This is a genomic window from Demequina sp. NBRC 110054 (genome assembly GCF_002090115.1).
In the GTDB taxonomy this organism is placed as follows: domain Bacteria; phylum Actinomycetota; class Actinomycetes; order Actinomycetales; family Demequinaceae; genus Demequina.
The window spans coordinates 510,680-533,955 of record NZ_BBRK01000005.1 but is presented as its reverse complement, the minus strand read 5'-3'; the positions used below and the strand labels follow the sequence as shown (position 1 = coordinate 533,955).

Below are 23,276 nucleotides of genomic sequence, written 5' to 3'. Positions count from 1 at the left end.
GTGTCAGTGCGTCCGGCCGAACGCGGCCATGAGCCCGTCGAGGGTGCGCCGCGCGAAGTCGTAGACCACGGTGTCGGTGTGGCCCCTATAGCGAGTCTCGACGATCATCGTCACCGCGAGCAGCAGCGAGTACAGGCGCCTGCGGGTGCGCTGCGTCTCGGTGAGCTCTGTGACCCCGAAGCCCGCCATGAAGTCGGTCGGATCGCCGAACTCGGGGATGTCGAGACCTGACAGCCCCGCCTCCATCAGCGGGTCGCCGTACATCGCGCGCTCATGGTCGAGCACCGCGACGATGCGGCCGTCGCGGCTCATCGAGTTCTTGGTCCACAGGTCCACCTCGATGAGCCGCGGCTCCGTGACCTCGTCGAGCGCGGCGGCGTTGTCGGCGAGCACCGACCGCACCTCGTCGGGCTCCCAGCCGAGGTCGATGCCCACCCGCTCGCCGTCTGCGAGGACCTCCTCGAGCAGCTGTGTGAAGGCCTCGCGCCACGTCGCGAAGCCCTCGCCGGTGACCGGTCCGAAGCGCTCTCCGACGACGGCGTTGATCTCGCGGTTCAGCGCGCCGAGCTCGCGGTTGCCCGCCGCGATGGTCGCGGCGTCGATCCTTCCCGCCTCGGCGGCGAGCCCGAAGTTGTCGGCGTCGACGTACTCCATGAAGAACAGGTCGGCATCGACGATGCTGTGGCTCAGATCCGCGTGGTCGACGCGGGGCACGGGAACGGAGGTCAGCGACGACACGAGCCGCATCGCCTCGAGCTCCGCGCGCATCATGCCGACCTCGCGCGTCAGGACGGGCACGTCGGCCGGCGGCGCGATCTTCAGCACCACACGGCGGCCGTCGCGCAGACGGATCCGGTAGGCGACGTTGAACCATCCCTCGGTGATCTCGTCGGCGAAACCTGGCTCGTCCGGCACCTGGCCCTCGCCATAGGCGGATGCGATCAGTGCTCGCAGCACGGACTCGGGCTGGCGGTTCTTGGTCGTGCTCTCCATCGAGGCTCCTTCGGCCACGGGCACGGGACGACTCTGTCCGTGCCTTCACGGCTGGCGCCACGCTACCAATCGCCGCCGCTTCGGTCCCGCGACGCGCTGGCGATGCGCTGGCGACGCGAGGGCGTGCGCCGCTCCCGCGTCACCCCGGCGACGTGCCCCTCAGTACCCTGCGGGCTGACGCACCTGGTAGTGCTCCTCGAGCGAGGCGACCTCCTCGTCGGTGAGGTCGACGTCCAGGGCCGCGACCGCATCGTCCAGGTGGTGCGGCTTGGTGGCGCCGACGATCGGCGCGGACACCACCGGGTTGCGCAGGACCCACGCGAGCGCGACCTGAGCCATCGGCACCCCGTGAGCCGAAGCCACCCGCTCGACGGCGTTCACGACGGGCGCGTCGGCGTCGATGAAGGTCGCGTCCGCGACGGCATCGTTGGTGTTGCGCGAGGTCGTCGTGCCCCACGGCTTGGTGACCTTGCCCTTCGCGAGCGGCGAGTAGGGGATCGCCCCCACTCCCTGGTGCGCGAGCAGGCCCATCATCTCTCGCTCCTCCTCGCGGTAGAGCAGCGAGTACTGATCCTGCATCGACACGAAGCGCGTCCACCCGTTCAGGTCGGCGGCGTGCTGCATCGTCGCGAACTGCCACGCGTGCATCGCGGAGGCGCCGATGTAACGCGCCTTGCCCGCCTTCACCACGTCGTGCAGCGCCTCCATGGTCTCCTCGATCGGCGTCTCGGGGTCGTGACGGTGGACCTGGTAGAGGTCGACGTAGTCGGTGCCCAGGCGCGTCAGGGAGGCGTCGATCTGCTCCATGATCGCCTTGCGGGACTGACCCGAGCCGCCGGGCCCGTCGTGCATGCGGAAGTGCACCTTGGTGGCGAGCACGATCTCCTCGCGTGCGCTGAACTCGCGGATCGCCCGGCCCACGAGCTCCTCGGAGCGCCCCTCCGAGTAGACGTTCGCGGTGTCCCAGAACGTGATGCCGAGCTCGACCGCCTGGCGGAAGAACGGCGTCGACGCCTCCCAGTCCAGGGCGCCCCACTGGGGGACGACGGAGTCGGGTGCGCCGTAGGTCATGGTGCCGAGCGCGATGCGGCTGATCTTCAGCCCGGTCGAGCCGAGGCGGGTGTACTGCATGGGGTTCTCCTTCAGAAGGGACGATGCTGGGGCGGGGACTAGCGGGGCGGGGACTAGCGGGGTGGGGACTGGCGGGGTGGGGACTTTCGGGGTGGACTCAGGCCTCAGGGATGACGTGGTCGAACCACTCGTCGCGGGGCGCCTCGGGGTCCGGCCCGCCGCGCACCCCGGTGTCGAGCGCGTCGATCGCGGCGATCTCGTCGTCGGTGAGAGCGAAGTCGAACACCGCGAAGTTCTCCGCGATGCGCGACGGTGCGACCGACTTGGGAATCGCGGAGCGGCCCTGCTGAAGGTGCCAGCGGAGCATCACCTGGGCGGGCGTCCTGCCGTGTGTCGCGGCGATCCCGGCGACCGTCGCGTCCTCCAGCGTCGACCTCTTGCCGTCGCCCCAGCCGGGGTAGAAGGTGATGCCGCCGATGGGGGACCAGGCCTGCGTGAGGATGCCGTGCTCCGCGTTGGCCGCCTGCACTGCTGGCTGCTGGAAGTACGGGTGCACCTCGACCTGGTTCACCGCCGGGACGATGCTGGTCTCGCCGAGCAGCCGGTCCAGGTGGTCGGACATGAAGTTCGAGACCCCGATCGCCCGCACCTTGCCGTCCGCATAGAGCGTCTCGAGCGCCTTGTAGGCGGCGACGACCCTCTCCCAGCGCGACGGGGCGGGCTGGTGGAGGATCAGCAGGTCGAGCTGCTCGACGCCGAGCTTCGTCGACGCCTTGTCGAACGCATGGAGCGTCTCGTCGTAGCCGTAGTCGGAGACCCACACCTTCGTCTCGAGGAACAGATCCTCGCGGGGCAGGTCGGAGGCCGCGATCGCGGCGCCGACGCCGGCCTCGTTGAAGTAGGCGGCGGCGGTGTCGATGTGGCGGTAGCCGACGCGCAGCGCCTCGGCGACTGCTGTCTGCGTCTCATCGGCGGGGGTCTGGAAGACGCCGTAGCCCAGGGCGGGCATCTCGACGCCGTTGTTCAGGGCGAGTGTGATCATGTGGCCACGGTAGGCCTGGACGTTGCGGGCGAGGGAGGGACTGGCATGACCCCGAACCGGCGTGCCCCTCCCAGTCTCGCGACGTTGTACCGCCGCCTCGGCGTCGTGCGAGTGGACAGCGGAGCCTCCTCAGCGAATGGTAAGGGGGTGCGTCCGTCCCTCCCACGCGCAGGCCCCTCGCCCTACGGTGGAGTCATGGCAGACCGGAACGAGATCACCGATTTCCTGCGCACCCGGCGCGCGCGGATCACGCCCTCGCAGGCGGGGCTGCCTGCGTACGGCGGGAACCGGCGCGTGCCCGGGCTGCGACGCGAGGAGGTGGCGATGCTCGCGGGCGTCTCGGTCGACTACTACGTGCGCCTTGAGCGGGGCAACCTCGCAGGCGCCTCCGAGTCCGTCCTCGATGCGCTCGCGAACGCGCTGCAGCTCGACGATGCCGAGCGCGGCCACCTGTATGACCTCGCCCGAGCCGCGGGTCCCGCATCGTCCCGCCCCAATGCTCGGCCAGTTTCTACCGTGAGGCCGACGATCCAGGCGATCCTCGACTCGATCACCGCGCCCGCGTGGGTGCGCAACGGCCGTCTCGACCATCTCGCGCACAACCGTGCGTCGCGCGCGCTGTACTCGCCGCTGCTCGACAGCCCCGAACGGCCGACGAACACCGCGCGCTACGTCTTCCTCGATGAAGGCTCGCGCGAGTTCTTCACGGATTGGGACAAGGCCGCCGCGGACGTGACCGCGCTGCTGCGTATGGAGGCCGGGAAGCGTCCGCGCGACAAGGCGCTGACCCAGCTCGTCGGTGAGCTGTCGACCCGCTCCGAGGAGTTCCGTGCGCTGTGGGCCCGTCACGACGTCGCGTTCCATCGCTCGGGCTACAAGCAGCTGAAGCATCCGGCCGTGGGCGTGCTCGACCTCGAGTTCGAGGGGATGGAGCTGCCGTCGGAGCCGGACCTGACGATGCTCGTCTACGCGGTGAGGCCTGGCACGGTGACGGCCGACAAGCTCACGCTGCTCGAGCACTGGGCGGACGAGCGCGAGGCACAGGGACTGCTCGCGGACGTCCGCGGCACCTCGGGCTGATCTGCGGCGCGCTGGGCCCTAGAACTCGATCATCACCTTGAGCGACTCGCGCCGGTCCATCGCTCCGTAGCCTGCGGGAACGTCGTCGATGCCGATCGTGGAGTCGAAGACCTTGCCCGGGTCGATCACGCCGTTCAGCACGTCCTGGATTGCGTCGTCGAGGTACGCGCGCACGGGGGCGATGCCGCCGGTGAGCCCGATGTTGCGCACGAACAGCGACTCGCGCCCCACGGGAGCCTCCTCGTACTGGGGCAGCCCCACGCGCGAGATCACGCCGCCCGCGCGGGCGATCCGATACGACTGCTCGTATGCGGGCATGAGGCCGACGGCCTCGAGCACCACGTGCACGCCGAGCCCGTCGGTGAGCTCGAGCACCTTCGTAACGCCCTCGTCGCCGCGTTCGGCGACGACGTCGGTCGCGCCCCACGCCACGCCGAGATCGGTGCGGTCGGTGTGGCGGCCCATGAGGATGATCCTCTCGGCACCCATGCGCTTCGCGGCGAGCACCGCGGACAGCCCGACGGCGCCGTCGCCCACGACAGCGACGGTCTTGCCCGCCTCGACCCGTCCCATGAAGGCGGCGTGGTAGCCGGTGAGGTAGACGTCGGAGAGTGTCAGAAGGGACTTGAGGAGCGCATCGTCCGCGCTCGCGGCGTCGACGCCGGGCACCTTCACGAGGGTTCCCGAGGCCTGGGGGATTCGCGCGTACTCGGCCTGGAGGCCGCCGACCCCGTTCGATCCGTAGTAGCCGCCGTGCGGGCATGCGGTGTGGAAGCCGTCCACGCACGTGGGGCATGTGTTGTCGGCGTAGGCGAACGGGACGACGACGAGGTCGCCCGGGGTCACGCCGGTCACCTCGGCGCCGACCTCCTCGACCACCCCGATCTGCTCGTGGCCCATGGGCCGCACGGGAGTGTCCGCGGGCTTCGAGTGGAAGGGGTGGAGGTCGGAGCCGCAGATGCATGAGCGCACCGCGCGCACGATCGCGTCGGTAGGCGCCACGAGCGTCGGGTCCGGCACGGTCTCGACGCGGACGTCCCCGGCCTCGTACATCACTGCAGCGCGCACTCGCGTTCCTCTCGTCAGGGCGGGCGGTGCCGCCAGGGGCACGCTACTCCCGGACGCGGTGCTCACTTGACCACAGGACGCGCAAGGCGTCCGAGCGGTCTGTGCGGGACACCGTGGGGCCGGCCACCCCGCCGTGGCGCCTGTCCACTCCGCCTTGGCCCCCGTCCACCCCGCCGTCACCCTCCGGTGCAAGGATGTCCCTGGAAGGAAGGTGCGAGGTGACCTCAGACGCGACGCCCGGGCGGCAGCGATTCCCGCGGGCCGTGTACGACGTGGGCGACGAGCCCGACCCACGGCTCTCGCTCGCCAACGAGCGCACGTTCCTCGCCTGGATCCGCACCGCGCTCGCGCTGCTCGCGGGCGGCCTGGCGCTCGACGCCTTCGAGGTGCCGATCGATGCGACGCTGCGAGGAGTCGCGGCGTTCACGCTGCTGCTGCTCGGCGTCCTCGCCGCGCTTCAGGCCTGGTTCGGCTGGATCCGCACCGAGCGTGCGATGCGCGAGGGTCGTCCGCTCGGCCCGCCGCGCACCGCGCTGGTCATCGTGGTCGGCCTCGTCGTCGCGGCGATCGCCGTGGCCGTGGGGGTCGCGCTGCGGTGACGGTCTACGACGGGGGCCTGCAGCTCGAGCGCACGCTGCTCGCGTGGCGGCGCACGTGCCTCGCGATCGCGGTGGGCGCGGTGGCTCTCGCGCGCTACGGCGCGGGCCTCGTCGGGCCGTCTGTCGTGGTGCTGTCCGCGATCGGGCTTGTGCTCGCGGGAGTCGCGTACGCCCTCGCATCGCGCAGGTATCGCACGCGGCACGGCGCGCTCACCAGCGGAAGGGGCCTGGGGTCAGGGGGACGTTCCTACGCCGTGCTCGCGGCGTCGGTGGTGGCGCTCGCGGCCGCCAGCGTCGTGCTGGTGCTGCGCGACGTGATCTAGACGCGAACTCACATCCCGCCGGGGCCTCGGATCTGCGAGTGCAGCCGTGTCATGCGCGAGTCGAGCTCCGCGGCCGCGGTCGCGGCCTCCTTGAGCTCGTCGGTCAGCTCGACCGGCACGTCCTTGTCGAACTTGTAGTAGATCTTGTGCTCGAGGCTCGCCCAGAAGTCCATCGCGATCGTGCGGAACTGGACCTCGACGGGCACGTGCACCGTCGCCGACGACAGGAACACCGGCACCTCGATGATCGCGTGGAGGCTCTGGTAGCCGTTGGGCTTGGGCTCCGCGATGTAGTCCTTCACGGCCTTCACCGAGAGGTCGTCCTGGCTGGTGAGCATGTCGAACAGGCGGTAGACGTCGGAGACGAACGCGCACGTGACGCGGATCCCCGCGATGTCGGTGATGTGCTCCCGGATCGCGTCGAGGTCGTGGGGGACGCCCTTACGGTCGATCTTCTCGACGAGGCTCTCGGGCGACTTCACGCGCGCCGAGACGTGCTCGATGGGGTTGTAGTCGTGCAACTCCAGGAACTCGTCGCGCAGGATCGACAGCTTGGTCTCGATCTCCCGCATGCCGAACTCGTACTGGAGAAGGAACCGCTGCATCTCCCGCCTCCAGGCCTTGACCTGCTCGGGACCCCCGATCGGTCCGGCCGAGTACTCCACCAGCGCGAGAGCGTCGGTCGGGTTCTGCGTCATGGTGTCCTTCGTTGGAGTCCGCGGCGGTCGTGCCGTCTTGCTGGAAGACGTGCGGCGTGGTCCGGGGGTTCCAGACACGCCGGCGATGCGGCGGCCGGGTCGCGCCTGCATCCCTCCCATCGGTCGGCACTAGGCTGACGTGAGAGGACGGGGAGCGTCACGATAGCAGTGCGCGTTGCTCATCCTGAACTCGCAGTCGATCTCGAGGAGCGCCAATGACCGCCGCACGCCCCATCCGCATCGCCGTCCAGATCAAGCCTCAGCACGCGCCGTACGAGCGCATTCGGGACGTCGCTGCCGAGCTCGAGACGATGGGCGTCGACATCCTGTTCAACTGGGATCACTTCTTCCCGCTGTCGGGGGATCCGGACGGCCTGCACTTCGAGTCCTGGACGATGCTCGCCGCGCTCGCCGAGCAGACCAGCAGGGTCGAGATCGGCGCGCTCGTGAACTGCAACAGCTACCGCAACCCCGACCTCCAGGCAGACATGGCCCGCACGATCGACCACATCAGCGCCAAGGGCGGCGAGGGGCGGTTCATCTTCGGCACTGGCTCGGGCTGGTTCGAGCGCGACTACGACGAGTACGGCTACGAGTTCGGCACGGTCGGCTCGCGCCTCGACGACCTGGGCGAGGCGCTGCCCCGCATCGAGGCGCGATGGGAGAAGCTCAACCCTGCGCCCACCCGCAAGATCCCCGTGATGATCGGCGGCGCGGGGGAGAAGAAGACCCTGCGACTGGTCGCCAAGCACGCCGACATCTGGCACAGCTTCGCCGACGCGCCCACGCTCGAGCGCAAGCTCGGCATCCTCGCGAAGCACGGCGAGGACGTCGGCCGCGACGTGTCTCAGATCGAGATCTCCACCGAGATCGGCAACCGCACGCTCGCCGAGGTCGAGGAGCAGGTCGCGCTCGGCGCCACGCTGTTCACGATCGGCCTCGACGTGCCGGGTGCGAACCTGGCCGGCGTGGCGGAGTGGCTGTCGTGGAGGGACGGCCTGAACGCGGGCTGAGCCCCGATCACACCTTGCGCGGCACCTTGCCCGTGAACTTCATGAGCGTGCACATCATGCGGTGCCCGCCGTCGGAGGTCTTGCCGAACATGAGCGGGCAGCCCCCGGCGATCACGGTCATGCCGTGCTCGCGGCAGTAGGCCGCGGCGGCGTCGTCGACGCTGCCGGACCCGAATGAGCGGTGCATCCACACGTCCGTGATCCCGAGCGACTCGGCCTCCTTCACCGTGCCCATCGCGCGGTCGGCGCGCGTGCCGATCACGACGGCCTCGACCCCGCCGGGCACTGCGGCCAGAGACGGGTACGCGGGGTCGCCCTCCACCTGATCGGCGTGCGGGTTGATCGCGAAGGTCTGGTAGCCGCATTGCTTGAGCCGCTGGTAGACGACGTTGGCACCGTGGTCCTCGGCGTGCCTGGACACGCCTGTCACGGCGATGCGGTGGTGGGACAGGAACTCTTCTGCAGCCTCGGCGACGCTGGTCATCTCGTGCTCCCCGGTTAGGACTGTGGCCTCCCTCTTGTCCATGGTGCGCCCGGCGGGGACACGTCGCAAAGTGACACTGGCGCCAGCCACGGGGACAGCGGCAGCACGTGCACGGACGATGCGGGGGGCGCCGATACTGGTGCCGCGCGCAGGGACGATGCGGACGGCGCCGGTGCTGGCATCGTGCGCCACCTCCCCGAGAATAGGTAGGGGCGGCGGTACTCTCGGCGCGTGGACAACACCCGCGGAGACGACTGGCGCGAAACCTCGAGCGGCGCGCCCGGCGCGCGCCGCCCGCCGTCGGTCCAGCCCAAGGGTGGGGCGCCCCGCTCGTCGTCGCAGCGGGCATCGCAGTCGTCCTCGTCGTCCCAGCCGAAGCCCGTGCGCCGGTCCACGCGCCCCGAGCCGAAGCAGCCCTCCAAGCCGGCCGACCCGCCGACCAGGGTGATGAAGCCCTCCGGCGCATCGTCCGCGTCCAGGACACCGCCACCGTCCATCCAGCCCGGTTCCAAGAAGCCCGCGACGCCGGGCACCCCCGAGCAGCGGGCCCGAGCGGCGCAGGCGTACGGCGGCGACCCGCGGACGTCACGGCCGCCGGCCGGCGGAACCCAGGCGAAGGCAAAGCAGCGCAAGCGGCGTCACCCCGTGCGCCGCGTGCTCACCGCGGCGCTGCTGATCCTCGTCGTGGCCCTCGGCGGCGTCTGGTTCTGGGTCGAGTCGCGGCTCATCCACGTGGACGCTCTCAGTGGGGCCGCCGACACGACCGGCGAGACGTACCTGATCGTCGGCTCCGACTCGCGCGACGGGTGGAAGGACGACGGCACCGAGGGCGCCCGCACCGACACGATCATGGTGCTCCACAAGCCCGAGGACGGACCGGTCGCGCTCATCAGCATCCCGCGCGACTCCTACGTCGAGATCCCAGGCAACGGCTCCGGCAAGATCAACGCGTCATACGCGTGGGGCGGCGCACCGCTGCTCGTCGAGACGGTCGAGCAGCTCACGGGCCTCACCATCGACCACTACGTCGAGGTCGGCTTCGCGGGCGTGGTCGAGATCGTCGACGCGATCGGCGGGGTCGAGCTGTGCCTCGACTACGACGTCGACGACGTGAAGAGCCACCTCGAGTGGGAGGCCGGATGCCATGTCGCCGACGGCAAGACCGCGCTCGCCTTCGCCCGCATGCGTTACAGCGACCCGCTCGGCGACATCGGCCGCACCCAGCGTCAGCAGGAGGTCGTGGCCGAGGTGGCCGAAGGCATCCTCTCTCCCGCGACGTTCCTCAACCCGTTCCGGGCCTACAAGGTTGCCGACGCCGGGCTCGACGCCTTCCGCGTCGACGAGGACACGCACACTCTCGACCTTCTGCAGGCCGCGCTGGTGTTCAACAGTGCGCGGGGCAGCGGCGCCGTCACCGGGACGCCACCGATCGCGAGCATGGACTACCGCGTGGGCGGACAGTCGACCGTGCTCCTCGACCCCGACACGATCGACTCGTTCTGGGACCAGATCGCGAACGGGGAGATCGAGGCGGGGACCAAGGTCGGCGGCGTCGACTAGCACTTCGCTGCCGCCCGCGCAGCGATCCGCGGCCGCGGTCGCGTGTGCCCGCGGCCGGCCGATAACGACCCGACGTTCGGCACCGAGCCGGCATCTGACATCGACACGAGAGGACACGCTGGGCTGATGAGGAACGACGCTCGGCGTGGATGGCGCCTGAATCCCGTCTACCTCGTCGCCTCCGTGCTCCTGATCGCGTCGACCCTCAGGGCTCCGATCACCTCGGTCGGCCCGGTCATCGACCGCATAGGCGAGGCCACCGGCCTCGGCTCCTCCGCGCTGGGGCTGCTGGGGACGCTTCCCCTCGTGTCCTTCGCCGTCGTCTCGCCCTTCGTCAGCCGCCTGGCCCGCAGGTGGGGGGCCGAGCGCGTCGTGCTGCTTGCCCTCGTGGTCCTCGTCGCGGCGACCGTGCTCAGGTCGTTGTCCCTCGGGCTCGGCGCGCTGTGGGCGGGCACGCTCCTGATCGGCGCCGCGATCGCCGTGGGCAACGTGCTGGTGCCCGCGCTCGTGAAGCGCGACTTTCCCGCGGAGATCCCGCTGATGACCGGTGCCTACACGACGGTGCTGGGTGGCTTCGCCGCCATCGCCTCGGGCCTTGCCGTCCCGATCACGGTCGCGTACGGCTGGCGCGTCGGGATCGGGTGCTGGGCGCTGTTCGGCGTGCTGGCTGTGGCCGCCTGGGCGCCGCGGGTCGTGCAGGGCGGAGGGCGTGTCCGGAGGTCCAAGGCAGGCGCGGACCCGGACGGCGCGGCGACCGATGGGTCCGGGCTCGACGGAGCCGAGCCTTATCGGGCCGCGCCGTACCGGGTCGCGACGGAGACCGTTGAGACGGAGCCGGTTGAGACGGAGCCGGTCACGCCCGACGCCGTCGGTACGGGAGCTGCCGCCGGGGCCGTCACCGATGCTGGCGTTGCTCCCCACGGCTCGACCGCGTCGCCCACGCCGCTGTGGCGGTCAGCCGACGCCTGGTGGGTGACCGCGTTCATGGCGTGCCAGTCGATGCTGTTCTACGTGCTCGTCACGTGGCTGCCCTCGATCGACGTCTCGTACGGCGCGAGCGCCGTGACCGCGGGCTGGCACCAGTTCGGCTTCCAGACCGTGGGCATCGTCGCCGGCTTCGCAGTGACCGCGTTCATGCGCGGCCGCGCGGACCAGCGCCTGGTCGCCGCGACGGCGAGCCTCGGAGCGATCGTCGGGCTCGTCGGCCTGGTCCTCGCCCCTGCGTCGGCGCTCGTGTGGATCCTCATCGTCGGCACCAGCGCCGGTGCGGCCTTCGTGATCTCGATGACGCTCGTCGCACAGCGGGCACGCACCGAGCACACCGCCGCGAGGCTGTCCGGGATGGCGCAGGGCGTCGGCTACGCGGTCGCCGCCGTGGGGCCGCTGCTCGCGGGCGTGGTGTTCGACCGGGTCGGGACGTGGACGCCCGTCGTGCTCGGGCTCGCCGCGGTCGGCTGCGCGCAGCTGCTGGCCGCGGTCTTCGCGGGTCGCGCGCACCACATCGGCGGGCCGGTGCCGGAACGCAGCTCGGTCAACGCGTAGCCGACCGGAGCGCCCGACGGGTCGGGTGCGCAGACTCGCGGGGCTCAGCCGCACGCGCCCGACGCCCGGACGTCCGGGCTACTGCGCCAACTCCTTCACGAACGCGAACTCGAACGGCGCGAGTGTCACCTTGTCCACCTCGGCACCGCTGAGGATGTCCGTGCCGCCGATCGCGACCGTCGCATCGTCCTGGCCGAAGTTGATGAGCGTGACCACGTCGCCGCGACGTGAGGCGTCAACCGTTGCCGGAGCGCCGGCGACCACCGGCTCGACGCCGGCCTCGGCCGCGAGGTGGCTTACGAGCGCATCGCAGCCCTCGTCGTCCAGCACGGTGGCGGCGTACCAGGCAGTTCCCGCTCCCGCCTGGTGGCGGGTGACCGCGGGGTTGCCCGTGCGTCGTCCGGACGAGAAGGTCGCGACGGCCTCCGCGCCATCGAGCCAGATCTCCTCGGCGAAGAGCTCTCCGACGGCGTCGCCGAACGCGCCCTCGACGCGAGCCTCGCGCTCGCCAGGCTCGTCCGCGTCCCGCGGTACCAGAGCGCCGAAGTCCTCGAGGGTGATGCCGAGGATCGCCCCGAGGCGCTGGATGAAGCCCCCGGCCAGGAAGTGGTCCTGCCCGTCGACGATGTCGCTGAAGGGGCCCGTCAGCAGGGTGCCGCCGCCCTCGACGAAGGCCTTGAGCGCCGCGGCGCCCTCGTCGCGCATGAGGTACAGCACGGGCGCGATCGCGAGACGGTGCTCGCCGCCGACCTTCTCGGGCGGGACGATGTCGACCTGGATGTGGGCGCGCTGCAGCGCCGCGTGCCAGCGCGTGACGACCTCGAGGTAGTCGAGGCGGTTCTGCGGGTGGTCGGGGTTGTCGAGCGCCCACCAGTTCTCCCAGTCGAAGACCAGGGCCACCTGCGCGGGGGAGCCGGGCTCGAACGTCGGCAGCGAGTCGAGCATCCCGCCGAGCCGCACGATCTCGCGCCACGTACGCGTGCCGGTGCCGGCGTGCGGGAGCATCGCGGAGTGGAACTTCTCGGAGCCAGCCTTCGACTGCCGCCACTGGAAGAAGAGGATGCCGTCCGCCCCGCGACCCACGCACTGCGCGGAGAGGGCCTCCATCTGGCCGGGCGCCTTGGGGGCGTTCGACGGGCGCCAGTTGAGCGCGTTGGAGGACTGCTCCATGAGCAGCCACGGCGTTCCCGGCTTGAGCGAGCGCATGAGGTCGCGCGCGAAGGCCGCAGTGCGGAACGATCCCGGGTCGTTGGGGTCGGGATAGGCGTCGTCCGAGACGACGTCGAGGTGCGGAGCCCACTTCGCGTAGTCGACCGCGGGCCACGGCCCCATGAAGTTGGTCGTGATGGGCTGCGTCGCGCCCGCGGAGCGGATGATCTCCTTCTCCATCAGCGCGCACTCGAGCAGCGAGTCGTTCGTGAACCGGCGGAAGTCGAGCATCTGTCCAGGGTTCGACGACGCGGGCGCGATCCTCGGAGGAAGCACCTGGTCGAACGACGTGTAGCGCTGCGACCAGAAGTTCGTGCCCCACGCGGCGTTGAGCGCCTCGACCGTGCCGTAGCGGTCCTCGAGCCAGGCCCGGAAGGCGTCGCGCGCGTTGTCCGAGTAGTCGGCGTGCACGTGGCATGCGTACTCGTTGTTGAGGTGCCACATCTGGACCGCGGGGTGGTCCTTGTACCGCTCGACCACTGCGGTGACGAGCTCGGCCGCGAGGCGTCGGTAGACGGGTGACGAGGGGGCGTAGTGCTGGCGACCGCCCGGGCTCAGCGTGACGCCCTCGCGCGTGACCGGCAGGATCTCGGGGTACTTCTCGTGCATCCACGGCGGCGGAGACGCGGTCGCGGTCGCGAGGTCGACGCCGATCCCGTTGTCATGCAGCAGGTCGATGATCCGGTCGAGCCAGCCGAAGTCGAACTCGCCCTCGGCCGGCTGGATCCGGCTCCATGAGAACACCGCCAGGGTGACGATGGTGACGTTCGCCTCGCGCATCCGCGCGACGTCGTCGTGCCAGATCTCCTCGGGCCACTGCTCAGGGTTGTAGTCGCCGCCGTAGTAGTACATCGTTGTGCCTCCTGCCACCGAGCGTAGTGGTTCGTGGGAGGTGGATCATGCCGGCGGGCGGAAGTGTCGTCCCGTGGACGGATGATGCGGCGCAGCGTTCAGACCTGGACGTCTCCCGGGCTCGCCTGCTCGGCCTCTGCGGAGGACGCGAAGCGCTGGATCGGGGGCTGGTCGGCGGGCCTCGGGCCGAGCGAGATGAGCTCGCGCTCGTCATAGGCGTCGAAGTCGGCCCGCACGGCCGCCTGGTGCTCGCGGAACAGGTCGCGCGTGAGGCCCCAGACCAGGCGCTGCACTCCCGCGGGCAGCCCGGACAGCTGGTGACCGGTGATGCCCATCGTCACCCGCGCGCCCTGCGCGAAGTGGTACAGCCTGCCCATCCAGGGCGCCGCCGCATCGTCCTTGGCCGTGAACTGGAACGACCCGGTGAGGTAGGGGTACGCGGCGAGCCCCAGGTGCTCGTGTCCCGACGGAGGCGTGTAGGAGTCCCCCCACAGCGCGATGTGCTCGACGAGCTCGCTCAGCTCCGGGCGCATGCGCAGGTCCACCGCGACGCCGGTGCCCGCGATGACGTAGTCGAAGCGGTGCTCGACGCCCGCGACATCCACGACGACCTCGTCGCCGTCCATGCGCGTCGACAGCCACGGCGAGCCGAGCGAGAAGCTGTAGTTGTCGTGCTCGAAGCAGCGCCAGATGCTCGACTGGGTCGACGGCTGATCGATCTCGAGGACCTTGCGCATGAAGTCCCACTTGTCGGCGTCGTCCCAGTCGCAGAAGTGCTCGACGAAGGACGCGTACTCCATCCAGCGCAGCGGGTTGACTGCTGGCATCTCCGTGCGACGCATGAAGTGCTGCACGTCCGTGGCGCCGTGCTCCAGTGCGGTGCCGGCCACGTCGAAGGCGCTTGCCCCACCTCCCAGGACACCGATGCGTCGTCCCTTCATCGCCTCGAAGTCGAGCTGGTGGCTCGTGTGGCCCCAGGCCGACTCCGGGAGGGTGCCGAAGAGGTGGCGCGGCGCAGCGATGCCGCCCGCGCCCTCGAGCCCGGTCGCGAAGATGACCCGCTGCGCGAGCCGCGTGGTGGTGCCCTCGGGGCCCTCGAGCGTCACCGTGAACGGGCCATCCGGGTGCGTGGGAGGGACGATGCTGGTCACCGAGGTCTCGTTGATGACGTCGATCCCGGTGGCCTCGCGGTAGAACTGCAGGTACTCCTGCCAGTCCAGGCGCGGGATGAAGCGGATCGCGTCCCACCTCTCCTGGCCGTATCGCGCGACGAACCACTCGCGCGGCGAGAGAGCCGGCACGTCGTTGTCGGGTCCCTTGAGCATCTTGGGCGTGCGCAGCGTGCGCATGCGCGCCTGGGTGCTCCACGGGCCCTCGAGGCCCGCGGGCGCGCCGTCGACCACGAGCACGCGCCGAATGTCCTTGCGCGCGAGGGCGAAGGACAGCGCCTGACCCGCGTGGCCGCCGCCGACGATCAGCACGTCCAGCACGTCGTCGCCGGGGGAGGGCACCCAGTCGCGGCCGCCGTAGTTCAGCAGATCCAGCTCATCGTGGATGCGCGCCTTGAGCGCGTCGAGGCGGGCGGTCGCGTCGGTGAGGACTGCGCCGTCGGTGGGGACCGTGGTCATGAGGACTCCTGAGCTCGTCAGCGGGCCGGTCGACCGCGGGCGCGGCCTACCGCGCTCCGGGGAGAAACCCTCATGTCCTGCGCATTACCCGGGGCGTGCCAGGAGGTTAGCGCGGCGATGTTTCGTCCGCGTCACGTACGCATGGTCCTCGGGCGGCGTGTGGGGTGGCCCGATCGTCACGTGCGTGCGGGCCGCGGATCGTCGACGTTGCTCGCCCGTCGCTCGGCCGACCCCATCATCCAGCGGATCCCGTGCGTCGCGAGCGAGCCCGCCGCGGGGCCGAAGGTGCGCGTCGACCAGCGGTCGAGGCCGAGCTCGGCGCGAGCCCAGTCGGGCAGCAGGGCGACCGCGCCCGACGCCAGGAGGGCGTACGGAGGACGCACCGGCCACGGCAGGGGCGGCTCCTTGAGGAGGAACTGCGCGGTGTCGAGAGCCTCGGGGGTCGCGCGAAGCTCGGGGCGGTAGCGGTCGAAGGCCTCCGCCAGCTCCGCGGTCGTGCGCGGCACGTCGAGCGCTCCGAGCCTGCGAGCGACCTCGCCCGACTGCGCGACGTACTCGTCGGCGCGCTCGGGGCTGAGCGGCCGCTCGCCGTAGCGCTGGTGGGCAGAGAGGAACGAATCCGCCTCGGCGATGTGCACCCACGTGAGCAGATGAGGGTCGGTCGCCTCGTACCGTCGTCCGTCCGGCGCGGTCCCTCGCACCTTCTCGTGCGCGGCGCGCACCATCTGGACCATTCGCTCGGCGTCGGGCTCGGCGCCGAAGGTCGTGAAGGCGAGGAAGGTCGACGTGCGGGCGAGGCGACCCCACGGGTCTCCCCGATACCCCGAGTGTCCCGCGACCCCCGCCATCGCGAGCGGGTGGAGCGACTGCAGCAGCAGCGCGCGCAGCCCGCCGACGAACGTCGTGACGTCGGCGTGGACGCGTCGGATGGGGCTGCCGGGAGGGAACCAGCGGGGGCCAGGGGTGTCGTGCACGCGGACGCGGGCCGCGTCGCCGTCGGGGCCCGCGATCTTGAGGAAGACGGCGTGGCCCGCGCGGCGGCGCAGTCGTACGACGGGGTTCGCGGAGGGGGACATCGTGCTCAGGGAACGTCGAGGAGCGCGGGTGGATTCCCCGTCACCCTCGGGTGACGAGCCTTCCGAGCAACCCTTTGCGGGCGGCCGGCCACTCGTGATCGAGGATCGAGAAGACGACGGTGTCGCGCCTCGAGCCGTCGGGCAGGAGCATGTGACTGCGCAGCACGCCGTCCTGCTTCGCTCCGAGCCGCGCGATCGCGGCGCGCGACTGGTGGTTGTGCCAGTGCGTGCGGAACTCGACTGCGACGCAGCCGAGCTCGTCGAAGGCCCGCGTGAGCAGCAGGAGCTTGGCCGCCGGGTTGATGCCGGTGCCGTGCGCCTCTCGTCCGAGCCAGGTCGATCCGATCTCGAGTCGGCGGTTCGACTCATCGAGGTTCATGTACGTCGTCATGCCGATCGCCTTGCCCGTCGCGGCGGACACGACCGCCCACGGCGCCATAAGGCCCTCGAACTGGAGCGACAGCCTGCGCTCGATCTCCTGCTCCATCGCGTGCGGCGCAGGGATGGATGTGTACCAGGCGCGCCACAGCTCACCGACGGAGACGGCTTCGCACAGGTCGTCGTGGTGCGCGAGTGCGAGCGGCTCGAGGCGCACCAGGTCGTGGCTGAGGGTCGGAGTGTCGGAGAACGCCATGCCCCGAGCGTATGCCCGGGCGCCGAGCGACACGTCGCGGGATGCGGGTCGGAGTGTCGGGCGTGACGCGCCGAGGCAGAGTTGCGCGTGGCGTCAGAGGGTGTCCGGCTGTCGACGACGCGAAGCGCCCGGCTGCGTGCGGTGTTGACGCCCGCGATATCGCGATATATCGTGAATGTGTCGCGATGCACTGCAAATGGCAGAGCGAGGCATGACACGGAAGGAGTTCATGATGAGAGATCACGACGAAGAGATGCGAGCCGAGGAATTCCGCGAGGGCCGAGCAGGCGGACGCGGAGGACATCGGCAGCGGCACGGCGGCTTCGACGGCCGCGGAGAGGGCCCGGGGCCCGGTCCCGAGGGTCCCTGGCCCGGTCGAGGCGGACACGGTGGTCGGCGCGGCGGCGGTCACGGCGGAGGCGGCCGCGGTGGCGGACGAAGCGGACGCCGCGGCCCCGGCGGTCGCTCGCGAGGCGACGTGCGTGCGGCCGTCCTGGTCCTGCTCGGCGAGCAGCCCCGACACGGCTACGACCTCATCCACGAGATCGAAGAGCGCAGCGGCGGCGCCTGGACCCCGAGCCCCGGCTCGATCTATCCGACGCTTCAGGCGCTCGAGGACGAGGGCCTCGTGACGATCGAGACCATCGACGGTCGCAAGACAGCGTCCCTCACCGAGGCCGGCGGTGCGTGGCTCGAGCAGCACGGCGACGCGCACGCGGGACTGTTCGAGGCCAGCGCGGCCGATCAGAGCGCGGGCAGCCTGAGGGCCGAGCTCGGCGCTCTCCACGAGGCCGCCGTGCACGTGGCCAGGGTTCCCGGATCCGACCTCACCCCCCAGGTGGTCGAGGTGCTCGCTGACGCCCGCAAGCGCTTGTACCGCCTGCTTGCCGATCAGGACTGACTGCTCTGCCGCGTCGGCGACGCCCGCGCGCCGAGAGGCGCCGATGCTGAGCGGCACCGCATTGCTTCATGCCGGGGCGTCTGGACCGCGCCTGGCACGGGCTCGTCGCGAGACGACCCCACCGGCACGCTGAGAAGCGTCCCGCTCAGACAGACGAAGGCCGTCGCCCCTTCCATGGGAACCAGGGGCGACGGCCTTCGTGATGCGTGGCAGGGCCGCTACGGCAGGGGGACCTCCGCGAGTGCCGAGTCGGGCTCGTCGGCGTCGCGTGCGTCGTCGGCCGAGGCGCGGTCGTAGTCCGAGTCCTTGGTCTCCCGCGTGAGCAGCAGCGCGATGAAGGTCAGCACGCCTGCGCCCGCGAGGTAGAGGCCCACGGGCCAGGTGCTGTCCGCGGCGGACCACAGCGCGACGGCGATGATCGGTGCGAGTGCCGCGCCGAGGATCGACGACAGGTTGTACGCGACCGCCGAGCCGGTGTACCGGACGTTGGTGGGGAACAGCTCGGGCAGCAGAGCGCCCATCGGGCCGAAGGTGAGCCCCATGAGCGTGAAGCCGATGATGAGGGCCGACTGCACCATCGCGCCGGTGAACGACGCGTCGGTCTGCGCGGTGAGGAAGAACGGCAGCACGAGGGCGAAGGCGATGATCGCGGCCGTCGTCCACAGCAGCGTGAGCCTGCGGCCGATCGCGTCCGCGAGCGGGCCCGCGACCGCGGTGAAGATGCCGAAGAAGACCACCGCGATGATCTGCATGAGCACGAAGTGCTGATAGGTCATGCCCAGGCCCGACGGAGAGCCGTCCGCGGCGTGGGTGCCGTAGCTCAGCGTGAAGCTCGTCATCAGGTAGAAGAGCACGTAGGTGGCGAGCATGATGAACGTGCCCAGGATGACCTCGCGCCAGTGGAAGCGGAAGGTGTCGCCCAGCGGCAGCGCGCGGATCTTGCCCCGCTTCTCGGCCTCGGTGAAGGCGGTCGACTCGACCAGCTTGAGGCGGACCCACAGGCCGATGATGACCATGATCGCCGAGAACAGGAACGGGATGCGCCATCCCCAGCTGAGGAACGCGTCGGAGGCGAGCAGCGAGTCGTCGGGGTGGGGGAGTGCGGCGTTGATCGTGAGGAACAGGCCGTTGGCGATGATGAAGCCGATCGGTGCGCCGAGCTGCGGGAACGTGCCGTAGAGCGCGCGCTTGCCCGCGGGGGCATTCTCTGTGGCGACGAGGGCGGCGCCGGACCACTCCCCGCCGAGAGCGAAGCCCTGCGTGAGGCGCAGGATCAGCAGCAGGAACGGAGCGACGACGCCGATCTGGTCGTACGTCGGCAGGACACCGATGAGGAACGTCGCGATGCCCATCGGCAGCAGCGACACGACGAGCGTGGCCTTGCGGCCGCGGCGGTCACCCATGTGGCCGAACACGAGCGCGCCGACGGGTCGCGCGATCATCGCCGCGCCGAACACGGCGAACGAGGCGAGCAGCGCGGTGGTGTCGTTGTCCGACGGGAAGAAGAGCTTCGGGAACACGAGCACGGCCGCGGTCGCGTAGACGTAGAAGTCGTAGAACTCGATCGTCGTGCCCACGAGGCTCGCGGTGATCACGCGGCCCGGGCTGTTGAGGTTGGTCTGCTGGGTCGATGGCATGCGTCCTCCAGGCATGTGTGGGGAGGTTCAGCGATGGCAATGTGCTGAACGGATGCTCAATAGCCTAGCGCGCATCCCGTCAGCCGGAACAGGCGTCTCACTATGCGAGATTCCTTGACGTGAAGGAGTGTGCGGAGAGGGCAGGCGATGCGGCGGGGACGATGCGGTCGCGTCTCGGTGGGCGCGATGCAGGGGGGCAGGGGACGATGCGGCCCTTGCTTGTCCGGGAGAACGCGGACGTGGCGGGGAGAGAACCGGGCGCGGGCCCGGCTTCGGTCAGCGGACCCCGCCGTAGATGCTCGAGATGACCTCGGAGAAGTGCGCCTCGACCTGCTTGCGGCGCACCTTGAGCGACGCGGACAGCTCGTCCCGCTTCTCACTCAGCTCGCGCGGCAGGACCCGCCATTCCCGGATCGCCTCCGCGCGCGACACGAGCAGGTTCGCCTGGTCGACGATGTGCTGGAGGTGCTCCTTGACGAACGGGTGCTCCGCCGCCTCCGCGACCGACATCGAGGGCAGACCCTTGGTCTTGAGCCACGCGGGGAGCATCGTCTCGTCGAGCGAGAGGAGCGCACCGATGAAGGGCTTGCCGTCGCCGACGACCACGACCTCCTGGACCAGCGGGTACGGCCTGATCGCGTCCTCGAGAGCGGCGGGCTGCACGTTCTTGCCGCCGGCGGTGACGAGGATCTCCTTCTTGCGGCCGGTGATGGTGAGGTAGCCGTCCTCGTCGAGCGAGCCGAGGTCCCCGGTGTGGAACCAGCCGTCGCGCACGACCTCGGCGGTCGCCTCCGGGTTGCGGTAGTAGCCGACGAACATGTTCGGGCCCCGCGCGAGGATCTCGCCGTCCTCGGCGATGCTGACGGCGCCGCCGGGATAGGGGCGACCGACAGTTCCGACCTTGACGAGCGACGGCGGGTTGCACGTCATCGGGCCGGCGAGCTCGGTCGAGCCGTAGCCCTCCATCACGTGGATCGCGAGCCCCCCGTAGAAGTGGGAGATCTTCTCCGACAGCTTCGCGCCGCCGCACACGATGTACTTGAGTTGGCCCCCGAGCGCGGCCTGCACCTTGTTCAGCACCAGGCGCTTGGCGACCCACGCGCGCACGTGTAGCCCGAGCGTGCGGTGTCCCGTCTGGCGGGTGCGGTCGATGTCGCGCGAGACCTCCGCGGCCCAGCGGAAGAGCCGTTGGCGGATCTTTCCGCCCGCGTGCGAGTCGACCACGTTGTAGAACGTCTCGAGCACGCGAGGCACGGCCATGATCCAGGTCGGCTTGAACGTCTTGAGGTCCTGCGCGAGGGTCTTCGGGCTCGGCGCGAGGCCGAGCACCGCGCCGCAGTGCAGCGCGAGCGTCTCGACGTGGCGTGCGAGCACGTGCGCGAGCGGCAGGAAGAGCAGCAGTCGTGCGCCGTCGTGGGCGAGCGTGCCGAAGTCGGGGTCCGCGGCGCCGTTGATGGTCCACTCGACGAAGGCTCGGTGCGGGAGCGCGACGCCCTTGGGGCGCCCCGTCGTGCCCGAGGTGTAGACGATCGTGGCGATGTCGTTCTTGGTGATGCCCTCCGCGCGCGCCGCGAGCTCGGCGTCCGAGACGTGCTCGCCCGCGGACGTGAGGAGCGCGATCGCAGGGGAGTCCGCGTCGTCGATGACGAGGACGCGAGGACCGCCCTCGATCGCGCGGGCGACCTCGGCATGCCCCTCGTTCTCGACCACCATGAGCGACAGCTCCGAGTCATCGTTGATCCCCTGGACCTGATGCTGGGACGACGTCGGGTACACAGGCACCGTGATCGCGCCCGCCGCCTGGATCGCGAAGTCGATGAGCACCCACTCGTAGCGGGTGTTGCACTGCAGCGCGACCGTGGCGCCCTTCTCGACGCCCAGCACCATGAGGCCCTTGGCGACGCGCTCGACCTCCGCGAGGAAGTCGGCGATCGTGACGCCCACCCAGGCCCCGGCATCGTCCTTGTACTCGCAGTACACGTGATCCGGTGCCTCCGCGGCGCGCGTACGCAGCAGTGCGATGAAGGTGTGGTCGGTGGGGGTGTCGACTGCGAGGGGGACGGTCGTCGATCCAGGTGCCGTCAATGCCATGGATCGATCCTAGACCCGTACCTACGCCACCGTAGGCTACGCGCCCGTAGGTGTCGCCTAGCGGGACTTCTCCGCGCGCTTTGCCGCCTTCTTCGCGGTGCGCTCGGCCTGCTTCGCGTGCTCCTTCGCGCGGGCCTTCTCCTTGACCGCCTCCGCGTGAGCCGCGGCCGCGGCGCCGACGATCCCCGCGCCGTTGAGCAGCTCGGCCGGCATGATGGGCGCGCGCAGCGTGAGCTTCGGGAGGAACATGTGGTGCTTCTTCGACACCCCGCCGCCGACGATGATGAGGTCGGGCCAGAACAGGCGCTCGATCTCCGAGTAGTACTTCTGAAGCTCGACGATCCAGCCGTCCCAGTCCAGGTTGTGTCGGTCGCGCGCCGACTCTGCGGCGTACTCCTCGGCGTCGTGCCCGTCGATGATGAGGTGGCCGAGCTCGAGGTTCGGCACGAGCACGCCGTCGACGATCATCGCGGTGCCGATCCCCGTGCCCAGGGTCGTCATGAAGATCGACCCGTCCCGGCCGTGCGCCGCGCCGTATCGGTACTCGCCGAAGCCCGCGGCATCCGCGTCGTTGAGGACGTGGACGTCGTGGCCCGCGTAGTCGCGGATGAGCTCGCGCAGGTTGACCCCGACCCACGAGTCCTCGACGTTCGCCGCGGTCATCACGACGCCGTGCTGGATCACGCCGGGGAACGCGACGCCGATCGGCGTCTTGCGCGACGGCTCGAATCTCGCGATGCACTTGGCGACCGTCTTGCCCACGGCCTCCGGGGTCGAGGGCTGCGGGGTGGGGATGCGGTAGCGCTCGTCGGCGAACTCGCCCGTCTTGAGGTTCACGGGCGCGGCCTTGATGCCCGAGCCGCCGATGTCGACGCCGATCGCGATGTGCTTGCTCATGGTGCTGTCAGTACCTCCGGGCCGTCCTCGGTGATGAGGATCGTGTTCTCGAACTGTGCCACCCAGCTGCCGTCGTCCGTGACGACCGTCCAGCCGTCGTCCCACTCGTGGTTCTCCTCCGAGCCGTCCACCAGCATCGGTTCGACGGTGAAGACCATCCCGACCTCGATCACGTCGTCGTGGTACGGCGCCGCGTCGTAGTGCGGGATCACGAGGCCGGTGTGGAACGCAGGCCCGACGCCGTGTCCCGTGTAGCTGCGCACGGACTCGTAGCCGAAGCGCGCGGCGTACTTCTCGATCACGCGGCCGATCACGTTGACCTGACGGCCGGGCATCGCGGCCTTGATGCCGCGCATCATCGCCTCATGCGTCACCTCGACGAGCTGCTTCGCGCGCTCGGACCCCTCGCCGGCGATGAAGGACGCGCAGTTGTCGCCGTGCACGCCGTTCTTGTACGCGGTGAGGTCGACCTTGACGATGTCGCCCTCCTGGACGACCGTCGAGTCCGGGATGCCGTGGCAGATGACCTCGTTGATCGAGGTGCACGACGCCTTGGGGAACGGCGGTCGACCCGCGGCGCCGGGGTAGCCGAGCGTCGAGGGGTAGGCGCCGTGGTCGAGGCAGAACTCGTGACCGATGCGGTCGAGCTCGTCGGTCGTGACGCCGGGGCGGACGGCCTTGCCGATCTCGACGAGGGCCTGCGCCGCGATCCGGCCGCTCTCGCGGATGTGGGCGACCGTCTCCTCGTCGTAGACGTCGCCGCCGCTCCAGCGCGGAGCCCTCTTGCGGCCGACGTACGGGGGACGGGCGATGGTCTGGGGCACGTCGCGCAGAGGCGACACGACCCCCTTGACGATGCTCTCGCGGGCCTTGCTCAT

Annotated in this window: 21 protein-coding genes; 7 read left to right on the top strand and 14 right to left on the bottom strand. The window is 70.3% G+C overall.

Features of this window, described 5'->3' with window-relative positions; translation table 11 throughout:
- Positions 1-3 precede the first annotated feature (3 nt).
- The 3 genes from B7K23_RS11705 to B7K23_RS11695 all read right to left on the bottom strand — a co-directional run bounded on the left by B7K23_RS11705 (position 4) and on the right by B7K23_RS11695 (position 3,106).
- On the bottom strand, positions 4-993 hold the full coding sequence (locus B7K23_RS11705; RefSeq protein WP_084126753.1) for a phosphotransferase family protein: 990 nt from the start codon (positions 991-993) through the stop codon (positions 4-6).
- A 159-nt stretch (positions 994-1,152) separates the two neighbouring features.
- On the bottom strand, positions 1,153-2,124 hold the full coding sequence (locus B7K23_RS11700; protein WP_084126752.1) for an aldo/keto reductase: 972 nt from the start codon (positions 2,122-2,124) through the stop codon (positions 1,153-1,155).
- 97 nt (positions 2,125-2,221) lie between these two features.
- Positions 2,222-3,106, bottom strand: coding sequence for an aldo/keto reductase (locus tag B7K23_RS11695; RefSeq protein WP_084126751.1), 885 nt, complete (start codon positions 3,104-3,106; stop codon positions 2,222-2,224).
- Between the two features lie 195 nt (positions 3,107-3,301).
- Here B7K23_RS11695 and B7K23_RS11690 point away from each other — a divergent pair, with 195 nt between their 5' ends.
- On the top strand, positions 3,302-4,186 hold the full coding sequence (locus B7K23_RS11690; protein ID WP_084126750.1) for a helix-turn-helix transcriptional regulator: 885 nt from the start codon (positions 3,302-3,304) through the stop codon (positions 4,184-4,186).
- Positions 4,187-4,204: 18 nt separating this feature from the next.
- Here the strand turns inward: B7K23_RS11690 and B7K23_RS11685 are convergent, their stop codons facing one another.
- A complete protein-coding gene (locus tag B7K23_RS11685) occupies positions 4,205-5,254 on the bottom strand; it encodes an alcohol dehydrogenase catalytic domain-containing protein (RefSeq protein ID WP_234996515.1) in 1,050 nt (349 codons plus the stop codon).
- A gap of 218 nt (positions 5,255-5,472) precedes the next feature.
- On the opposite strand from B7K23_RS11685, the gene B7K23_RS11680 reads away from it, so the two are divergent.
- Together B7K23_RS11680 and B7K23_RS11675 are read left to right on the top strand one after the other, a co-directional pair.
- Positions 5,473-5,853 carry a YidH family protein gene (locus tag B7K23_RS11680; RefSeq protein ID WP_234996514.1) on the top strand — a complete coding sequence of 127 codons (381 nt, stop codon included), beginning with the start codon at positions 5,473-5,475 and terminating at the stop codon, positions 5,851-5,853.
- Entirely contained in the window at positions 5,850-6,176 is a 327-nt protein-coding gene (locus B7K23_RS11675; protein WP_084126747.1) for a DUF202 domain-containing protein, read from the top strand. The genes B7K23_RS11680 and B7K23_RS11675 overlap by 4 nt, the downstream gene beginning before the upstream one ends.
- A gap of 8 nt (positions 6,177-6,184) precedes the next feature.
- On the opposite strand, the gene B7K23_RS11670 is transcribed toward B7K23_RS11675, so the two are convergent.
- Positions 6,185-6,781 (bottom strand): GTP pyrophosphokinase family protein, encoded by a 597-nt coding sequence (locus B7K23_RS11670; RefSeq protein ID WP_234996532.1) that lies wholly within the window; start codon positions 6,779-6,781, stop codon positions 6,185-6,187.
- A 308-nt stretch (positions 6,782-7,089) separates the two neighbouring features.
- Here B7K23_RS11670 and B7K23_RS11665 point away from each other — a divergent pair, with 308 nt between their 5' ends.
- Positions 7,090-7,887 (top strand): LLM class F420-dependent oxidoreductase, encoded by a 798-nt coding sequence (locus tag B7K23_RS11665; RefSeq protein WP_084126745.1) that lies wholly within the window; start codon positions 7,090-7,092, stop codon positions 7,885-7,887.
- A 7-nt stretch (positions 7,888-7,894) separates the two neighbouring features.
- Here B7K23_RS11665 and B7K23_RS11660 read toward each other — a convergent pair whose 3' ends face one another.
- Entirely contained in the window at positions 7,895-8,371 is a 477-nt protein-coding gene (locus B7K23_RS11660; RefSeq protein ID WP_084126744.1) for a CoA-binding protein, read from the bottom strand.
- A gap of 231 nt (positions 8,372-8,602) precedes the next feature.
- Here B7K23_RS11660 and B7K23_RS11655 point away from each other — a divergent pair, with 231 nt between their 5' ends.
- Both B7K23_RS11655 and B7K23_RS11650 read left to right on the top strand, forming a co-directional pair.
- A complete protein-coding gene (locus B7K23_RS11655) occupies positions 8,603-9,931 on the top strand; it encodes an LCP family protein (protein WP_234996513.1) in 1,329 nt (442 codons plus the stop codon).
- A gap of 126 nt (positions 9,932-10,057) precedes the next feature.
- Positions 10,058-11,473 carry an MFS transporter gene (locus B7K23_RS11650; RefSeq protein ID WP_084126743.1) on the top strand — a complete coding sequence of 472 codons (1,416 nt, stop codon included), beginning with the start codon at positions 10,058-10,060 and terminating at the stop codon, positions 11,471-11,473.
- Between the two features lie 78 nt (positions 11,474-11,551).
- On the opposite strand, the gene B7K23_RS11645 is transcribed toward B7K23_RS11650, so the two are convergent.
- The 4 genes from B7K23_RS11645 to B7K23_RS11630 all read right to left on the bottom strand — a co-directional run bounded on the left by B7K23_RS11645 (position 11,552) and on the right by B7K23_RS11630 (position 16,872).
- Positions 11,552-13,552: a beta-galactosidase gene (locus B7K23_RS11645; protein WP_234996512.1), complete on the bottom strand. Its 2,001-nt coding sequence runs from the start codon at positions 13,550-13,552 to the stop codon at positions 11,552-11,554.
- A gap of 80 nt (positions 13,553-13,632) precedes the next feature.
- The gene (locus tag B7K23_RS11640; protein WP_084126741.1) at positions 13,633-15,162 is read right to left on the bottom strand and encodes an FAD-dependent oxidoreductase; all 1,530 of its coding nucleotides are present in this window, start codon (positions 15,160-15,162) and stop codon (positions 13,633-13,635) included.
- Between the two features lie 176 nt (positions 15,163-15,338).
- Complete coding sequence (locus tag B7K23_RS11635) at positions 15,339-16,238, bottom strand: oxygenase MpaB family protein (RefSeq protein WP_084126740.1); 900 nt, start codon at positions 16,236-16,238, stop codon at positions 15,339-15,341.
- A 40-nt stretch (positions 16,239-16,278) separates the two neighbouring features.
- Complete coding sequence (locus tag B7K23_RS11630) at positions 16,279-16,872, bottom strand: GNAT family N-acetyltransferase (protein ID WP_084126739.1); 594 nt, start codon at positions 16,870-16,872, stop codon at positions 16,279-16,281.
- Between the two features lie 478 nt (positions 16,873-17,350).
- Here B7K23_RS11630 and B7K23_RS15985 point away from each other — a divergent pair, with 478 nt between their 5' ends.
- Positions 17,351-17,773, top strand: coding sequence for a PadR family transcriptional regulator (locus B7K23_RS15985; RefSeq protein ID WP_234996511.1), 423 nt, complete (start codon positions 17,351-17,353; stop codon positions 17,771-17,773).
- A 218-nt stretch (positions 17,774-17,991) separates the two neighbouring features.
- Here B7K23_RS15985 and B7K23_RS11620 read toward each other — a convergent pair whose 3' ends face one another.
- From B7K23_RS11620 to map, 4 genes are all read right to left on the bottom strand, one after another.
- On the bottom strand, positions 17,992-19,410 hold the full coding sequence (locus B7K23_RS11620) for an MFS transporter (protein ID WP_084126737.1): 1,419 nt from the start codon (positions 19,408-19,410) through the stop codon (positions 17,992-17,994).
- 276 nt (positions 19,411-19,686) lie between these two features.
- On the bottom strand, positions 19,687-21,501 hold the full coding sequence (locus B7K23_RS11615; protein WP_084126736.1) for a long-chain fatty acid--CoA ligase: 1,815 nt from the start codon (positions 21,499-21,501) through the stop codon (positions 19,687-19,689).
- Between the two features lie 57 nt (positions 21,502-21,558).
- Positions 21,559-22,398 (bottom strand): polyphosphate--glucose phosphotransferase, encoded by an 840-nt coding sequence (gene ppgK / locus B7K23_RS11610; RefSeq protein ID WP_084126735.1) that lies wholly within the window; start codon positions 22,396-22,398, stop codon positions 21,559-21,561.
- Entirely contained in the window at positions 22,395-23,276 is an 882-nt protein-coding gene (map, locus tag B7K23_RS11605) for a type I methionyl aminopeptidase (protein WP_084126734.1), read from the bottom strand. The genes ppgK and map overlap by 4 nt, the downstream gene beginning before the upstream one ends.

What these genes read in the sequence shown, in the direction of transcription:
- B7K23_RS11705 (WP_084126753.1), bottom strand. Translation starts at nt 993, where the DNA reads ATGGAGAGCACGACCAAGAACCGCCAGCCCGAGTCCGTGCTGCGAGCA.
- B7K23_RS11700 (WP_084126752.1), bottom strand. Translation starts at nt 2,124, where the DNA reads ATGCAGTACACCCGCCTCGGCTCGACCGGGCTGAAGATCAGCCGCATC.
- B7K23_RS11695 (WP_084126751.1), bottom strand. Translation starts at nt 3,106, where the DNA reads ATGATCACACTCGCCCTGAACAACGGCGTCGAGATGCCCGCCCTGGGC.
- B7K23_RS11690 (WP_084126750.1), top strand. Translation starts at nt 3,302, where the DNA reads ATGGCAGACCGGAACGAGATCACCGATTTCCTGCGCACCCGGCGCGCG.
- B7K23_RS11670 (WP_234996532.1), bottom strand. Translation starts at nt 6,781, where the DNA reads ATGCAGCGGTTCCTTCTCCAGTACGAGTTCGGCATGCGGGAGATCGAG.
- B7K23_RS11665 (WP_084126745.1), top strand. Translation starts at nt 7,090, where the DNA reads ATGACCGCCGCACGCCCCATCCGCATCGCCGTCCAGATCAAGCCTCAG.
- B7K23_RS11660 (WP_084126744.1), bottom strand. Translation starts at nt 8,371, where the DNA reads ATGACCAGCGTCGCCGAGGCTGCAGAAGAGTTCCTGTCCCACCACCGC.
- B7K23_RS11650 (WP_084126743.1), top strand. Translation starts at nt 10,058, where the DNA reads ATGAGGAACGACGCTCGGCGTGGATGGCGCCTGAATCCCGTCTACCTC.
- B7K23_RS11640 (WP_084126741.1), bottom strand. Translation starts at nt 15,162, where the DNA reads ATGACCACGGTCCCCACCGACGGCGCAGTCCTCACCGACGCGACCGCC.
- B7K23_RS11635 (WP_084126740.1), bottom strand. Translation starts at nt 16,238, where the DNA reads ATGTCCCCCTCCGCGAACCCCGTCGTACGACTGCGCCGCCGCGCGGGC.
- B7K23_RS11630 (WP_084126739.1), bottom strand. Translation starts at nt 16,872, where the DNA reads ATGGCGTTCTCCGACACTCCGACCCTCAGCCACGACCTGGTGCGCCTC.
- B7K23_RS11620 (WP_084126737.1), bottom strand. Translation starts at nt 19,410, where the DNA reads ATGCCATCGACCCAGCAGACCAACCTCAACAGCCCGGGCCGCGTGATC.
- B7K23_RS11615 (WP_084126736.1), bottom strand. Translation starts at nt 21,501, where the DNA reads ATGGCATTGACGGCACCTGGATCGACGACCGTCCCCCTCGCAGTCGAC.
- ppgK (WP_084126735.1), bottom strand. Translation starts at nt 22,398, where the DNA reads ATGAGCAAGCACATCGCGATCGGCGTCGACATCGGCGGCTCGGGCATC.
- map (WP_084126734.1), bottom strand. Translation starts at nt 23,276, where the DNA reads ATGAGCAAGGCCCGCGAGAGCATCGTCAAGGGGGTCGTGTCGCCTCTG.